This is a genomic window from Luteibacter sp. P4_E6 (assembly GCF_056401535.1).
On sequence record NZ_JBFUJE010000269.1, the window covers coordinates 1 to 5361 of the forward strand.

Genomic DNA, 5361 nt, shown 5'->3' on the forward strand with positions numbered 1-5361 from the left:
ATGTAGTGCGTGTCGTCGATCTTGCTGTCCGTGTAGCCCCCGGTAACACCGCGCTTCTGGTATCCGGTGGCGCAGCCAGCCAAAGCGGCAATCGCGAGCAGACCCGCGAGCGCCCTCATGAGCGTTTTCATAACTCCCTCCCCTGTTGTCCCTAGGCGACGGGAGTCCTCACCGTCGCACCCCTGTTCCCCACGCCGATCTGGCGCGACCGGATCATACGAGGAGCGCAGGGGTCCACGCCAGATCCGTCCCGCTCACTCAATAGCTTCGACGCCCTGTTGCTTGAGGACGCCACGCGATCCCGCATCGCCTTGAGTTGCTCGGCGGGGTGGCCCGTCCAGTTCAGAACCTCCCCGGTGACGCGAAACGGATYCCGTGAGCGATACGACTTCGTGATGTTTCCCGGAAACTTCTTGTCCGTGAGATTCGGATCGTCTTCGATGGGACCGGTAGGCTCCACGACATAGATTCTCCCGCGCCCCGTACCGATGGCCAGCTCGGCGCCCCATATGGCGGCGTCCATGGTCGCCGTCAGGTAAACGAAGGCCGCGTGCTTTCGTTGGCCGAAGTTCGAGGCATAGCCCGGAGTGATGAGATCCCCGGCTTCCAGGTGGGCCTTGGTGCCGTGGTAGTACGTTTGCGAATCAGCCACGTCGTCACTCCTGCATTACTGTCGATTCGACAGAGCGGCGATGCTGGACTACGCCCCGGGTCTTCCGGCAAGCCCCCCTGTGTTGTATAAATTAGTAACGGGAAGAGGCGCTCTGGCCGTGAACATCCCCGGCCACGATTCGAACTGATCCGCCGCATCCCTTTTCTGGCTGCGGAGCCACGGTCATGGCAATCAACGAAGAGAAACTCAACGCCTTTCTGGGAAGAGCGGTAGGTGATCTCGGCGCCGCATTCAGCGCGGTACTCGTCCTGCTTGGTGACGAACTGGGTTTGTATAAGGCGCTCGCAAAGGAGTCCCTGACACCTTTCGAGCTTGCCGAACGCACCGGCACCAACGAACGCTACATTCGCGAATGGCTTGGCAACCAGACCGCAGGCGGTTACGTCGACTACGACGCCGTAGCGGGAACGTACCGACTCAACGACGAGCAGGCCGCGTGCCTGGCCGACCCCGCCGGACCGGTCGATCTGGCTGGCGCCTATGAAATCGCGCAAGCACTTTTTCATACCTATCCCCGTGTGCGCGACAACTTCCGCAGCGGCGCCGGCATGGAATGGGGCGAGCATCATCCCTGTCTGTTCCACGGTGTCGAAAGGTTCTTTCGCGGCGGATATCACGCGCATCTTCTGAACGCCTGGTTGCCCGCTCTGGATGGCGTCGTGGAAAAATTACAGCGCGGTGGCAAGGTGGCGGATATCGGTTGCGGTCATGGCGCGAGTACCGTGCTGATGGCCAAGGCGTTCCCTGCGTCCCACTTCGTGGGATACGACTACCACGCACCTTCGATCGACGTCGCACGCGAGCGGGCACGGGAAGCGGGAGTGAGCAATACGACATTCGAGCAGGCGGATGCGTCCAGCTATGAAGGTCGTGACTTCGATCTCATCACCTTCTTCGACTGCCTGCACGACATGGGCGATCCCGACGGCGCTGCGCAGCATGCAAGAGCCTCGTTGAAGGACGACGGCACGTGCATGGTGGTCGAGCCGCATGCCGGCGACGCCGTGGCAGAGAACATCAATCCGGTCGGACGCGTGTACTACGCCGCGTCGTCGATGATCTGCGTGCCTGTGTCGCTCGCCCGGCATGGTCCGGCGCTGGGCGCCCAGGCCGGCGAAGCCCGTTTGCGCAAGGTGATCGTCGATGCCGGCGGGTTCAGGCGTCTTCGCCGTGCCGCGGAAACGCCATTCAACATCGTGCTGGAGGCGCGACCTTGAGGCGCGCGCCAGGGTCGCCGAACCATTGCGATAGACGCTGAGCGAGGGCATCGGGGACGGCATCGCCCTCGCTGGTCCAGGCAACCACCCCGTCTGGCCTCACGAGCAGGGCGCTCAGGCCGAGTCGATCCCTGGTGTCGCTGGCGATGTACGCGACGCTGTCTTCCCACTGAGTCGCCCGTGCGCGAAGCGGTGTGCGCGCGTCGAAATCCAGCAGCAGCCCCTTGCCCGTTTTGAGGTGTTCGCCCAGACGTGTTCCATCTGCCAGTTCGATATCGGGCGCACTGCGGCCGACGAGTGGATGGTCGTCGCCAAGGTCATAGCGCAGCGACACGCCCCACACCCGCTCGGCGAAGTACGTCGCACCATCACGCGTGTCGATCAGGTCGCGAACGATGGCTTCGAGCGCACGTGAACTCCGGCTCGGACGCATCAGCCCAACCTGGGCGCGCGACCAGTCCAGGACCTRCGCGCCCACCGGATGCCGTTCCGTCATATACGTGTCCAGCAGGCCCTCCGGCGCGTCGCCACGGATCGTCGCTGCCAGCTTCCAACCGAGATTCATCGCGTCACCGAGGCCGAGATTGAGACCCTGGCCGCCCAGTGGCGAGTGAATGTGCGCTGCGTCGCCGGCGAGCAACACCCGCCCACGGCGATAGTCGGTCGTCTGGTAGGCGCGATCGGTCCATGTCGTGGCGAGTCGAAGTGCTGTCAGCGTGACATCTGTGCCCGAGACGCGACGGAGCACCGCCTGGACGTGTTCGAGCGTGATCGGGTGCATCCGGTGAGACGCGCCGCCATCGAACTCGACCATACCGATGGTTCCGGGTGGCCCGTAGGTGTACATGCCCGTCGGTGTGTAGTGGCGCCCGGCCCGAAGCGGATTCGGCTCGGCGATATCGACATCGACGGAGTATCCCGTGAATTCGGGGTCGGTGCCGACAAAGGCGAAGCCGGCGGCCTTGCGCAATGTGCTTCGGCCGCCGTCGCAGCCGACGAGCCAGCGTCCGCGAAACACCTCGCCGCCCGCGCGGACGAGTACGGTTTCGGCGTCTTGCTCGAGGCCCTCGACACCCAGGCCGCGCCGGATCGTGGCGCCCATCGCGTTCGCGCGTGCCTCAAGCGTCCGTTCGAGGGACTCCATATCGACCATCATGCTCGTGCCGACAGTGCCGGACAGACGCCACGGCCAGCGCGAGCGGTCGATCTTGTCCTCGTAGAACTGGATGCCGGCAAAGTGACCACCGGGGCGTCGCGGCTGGCCCAGCCAATGCGCTGCACCCGACGCGCCAGGCCGGGCGCTGTCATTCGACGGCTGGCCTGCCGCGATGTCGTCCAGCAGGCCGCGACGGTAGAACCCGTCGATCGAGGGGGCGGAGAGTCCGCGCATCCCGAAGGGGAGGCGCTTCAAGGGGGAGCGCGGGTCGTCCTGCGGCTCCAGCACCAGCACGGACAGCCCTGCGAGCCGCAATTCGCAGGCCAGGAACAGGCCGACCGGGCCCGCGCCGGCCACCACTACGTCGTAGATCAAGCGATATCCTCAGGTAAGCGGCCGGAGACACTCTGGCCCTAAAAAGTTACACTGAGTGTAAGTTTCTACAGGGCGAATGGCCTGATGTCAAAACCGGACGGGCTTCGGAACCAGAAAAAGGCGGAGACGCGACAGGCGATTTCCAACGTCGCCACGCGCCTGTTCGTCGAGCGCGGTTTCGAGAATGTCTCGGTGGCTGAGGTCGCACGCGAGGCGGGGGTCGCCCGTAAAACGGTGTTCAATTACTTCCTGCGCAAGGAGGACCTGATCTTCGATCGCGAGGAGGAAGTCCGAACGCTGGTGCGCGACGCGATCGTGAACCGGGGGAGCCAGTCGCCTGTCCACGCATTCCAGGCGCTGATGCGAACGCTGGCAGTCACCGGACACCCGATATTCCATATGTCCGCCCGGCCGATCCAGTTCTGGCGCACGGTGGTGGAGAGCCCCGCACTGACGACGTACGCGCGGGAACTTCAGGTAACGCTGGCCAATGATCTGGGCGAAATGCTGGCCGACGCGGTACACCGCCCGCATGCCGATCCCGATGCGCGCCTCGCCGCGGCGATGCTCGTCTCGGCGCTCGTGGTGGCATACGGCGACGCACTCCGCGCGTTTCGTGAGCAGCAGGATCCGGAAGCCGCCTTCGTAAGCGTGATGGAGCGGGGCTTCGTTGGCGTGAACGCCACGGTCGTCGGGACGCCGTATGCATGAGGCGAGGGGCCGGCGACGTGTCGAATGCAGGGCCGCTCGTTCGACGAGGTAGTGAAGGCAACGCAACCCAATGGCCCGAAGGCCGCTTCAGGAGACGCTAAAGATGACCATCACCATTACGGCCTTTGAACGCTCACCCGACGGCGGCAAGGGCCTCGCACGTGATACGCGCGTTCGCTGGGCGCTGGAAGAAGTCGGCCAACCCTATGTGGTTCGCCCGCTTTCGATGCAGGCGATGAAAGACGTCGCGCATCGGTGCCTGAATCCTTTTGGCCAGATCCCGACCTATGAAGAGGGCGATCTCTGCTTGTTCGAGAGCGGCGCGATCGTCTTCCACATCGCCGAGCGGTATGCGGGCCTCTTACCGGCAGAGGCGAATGCACGGTCCCGGGCGATCATGTGGATGTTTGCCGCGCTCAATTCCGTGGAGCCCGCGATTCTCGAAATCGTCGTCGTCAAGTTTGCGGAGGGCGACAAACCCTGGGCAAGCGAACGGATGCCTCTCGTCTTCGATCGCATTCGCCAACGGCTTCGGCCGCTGTCCGCCCGTTTGGGCGAGGCGGAGTGGCTCGATGGCGCCTTCAGCGCGGGCGACCTGATCATGGTGTCCGTACTGCTGAGGTTGAGACTCTCGGGCGTCCTCGACGAGTTTCCGAACCTCGCTGCTTATGTCGCCCGCGGCGAAGCACGGCCGGCTTACCAGCGCGCTTTCCTGGCCCAGTTAGCGCAAGCGACGGGTAACCCGGCTGCCGTCTGACTGGCTTGTCGTCGTGCGCCGGGAAGCCCAGTAGCTGTCCAGGGCCAGGGGGCCGGCCCCGCCGAAGCACAGAGCCAACAGGCCCGCGGCATAGAGCAGGTCGGTCTCATAGCCGGGCTGCCCGAAATGGGCGCCCGACGCGTCATAGGACAGCAACTTGATGGAACTGAATCCATTGGGCAGATGCACGGTCAACGTCGCGACAAGCAGCACGGCCAGCATGGAGAGTGTCGCCACGGGAACGAAGGCGCCCAGCAGGATCAACAGGCCACCCATGACTTCAACCGCTATCGTGGCCCACCCCAGCAAGTCGGCGTAAGGCATGCCCATCGCATGCAGAATCGCTATGAAGGCATCCGGCCCGCGGATGAGCTTCGCGAAACCGTGTTGCATGAAGCCAAGGCCGACCATCAGCCGTAACGGTACGGCGTACCAGCCTTGGGCGACGGGCAGGGGCGCGATGGCCCACCGC

5 protein-coding genes and 1 pseudogene are annotated in these 5361 nt (G+C 64.3%); 3 read left to right on the forward strand and 3 right to left on the reverse strand.

Annotated features, from left to right (window positions below; translation table 11 throughout):
* Nucleotides 1–253: 253 nt before the first annotated feature.
* A pseudogene (gene arr, locus AC1DT2_RS15040) lies at nt 254–652 on the reverse strand (NAD(+)--rifampin ADP-ribosyltransferase); the annotation flags it as partial.
* Nucleotides 653–837: 185 nt separating this feature from the next.
* Between arr and AC1DT2_RS15045 the strand changes: the two are divergent.
* Nucleotides 838–1890 carry a class I SAM-dependent methyltransferase gene (locus tag AC1DT2_RS15045; RefSeq protein ID WP_477297176.1) on the forward strand — a complete coding sequence of 351 codons (1053 nt, stop codon included), beginning with the start codon at nt 838–840 and terminating at the stop codon, nt 1888–1890.
* Here AC1DT2_RS15045 and AC1DT2_RS15050 read toward each other — a convergent pair.
* Nucleotides 1862–3421, reverse strand: coding sequence for an FAD-dependent monooxygenase (locus AC1DT2_RS15050; protein WP_477297178.1), 1560 nt, complete (start codon nt 3419–3421; stop codon nt 1862–1864). The genes AC1DT2_RS15045 and AC1DT2_RS15050 overlap by 29 nt on opposite strands.
* A gap of 84 nt (nt 3422–3505) precedes the next feature.
* On the opposite strand from AC1DT2_RS15050, the gene AC1DT2_RS15055 reads away from it, so the two are divergent.
* Together AC1DT2_RS15055 and AC1DT2_RS15060 are read left to right on the forward strand one after the other, a co-directional pair.
* The gene (locus AC1DT2_RS15055) at nt 3506–4132 is read left to right on the forward strand and encodes a TetR/AcrR family transcriptional regulator (RefSeq protein ID WP_477297180.1); all 627 of its coding nucleotides are present in this window, start codon (nt 3506–3508) and stop codon (nt 4130–4132) included.
* A gap of 103 nt (nt 4133–4235) precedes the next feature.
* Nucleotides 4236–4889, forward strand: a complete 654-nt coding sequence (locus tag AC1DT2_RS15060; protein ID WP_477297182.1) for a glutathione S-transferase family protein — start codon at nt 4236–4238, stop codon at nt 4887–4889.
* Here AC1DT2_RS15060 and AC1DT2_RS15065 read toward each other — a convergent pair.
* On the reverse strand, nt 4854–5361 hold a 508-nt coding region (locus AC1DT2_RS15065), incomplete at its 5' end, for a DoxX family protein (RefSeq protein WP_477297184.1). The genes AC1DT2_RS15060 and AC1DT2_RS15065 overlap by 36 nt on opposite strands.

Excerpts from the sequence above, each read along its gene's own strand:
- AC1DT2_RS15045 (WP_477297176.1), top strand. The coding sequence starts at position 838 with ATGGCAATCAACGAAGAGAAACTCAACGCCTTTCTGGGAAGAGCGGTA.
- AC1DT2_RS15055 (WP_477297180.1), top strand. The coding sequence starts at position 3,506 with ATGTCAAAACCGGACGGGCTTCGGAACCAGAAAAAGGCGGAGACGCGA.
- AC1DT2_RS15060 (WP_477297182.1), top strand. The coding sequence starts at position 4,236 with ATGACCATCACCATTACGGCCTTTGAACGCTCACCCGACGGCGGCAAG.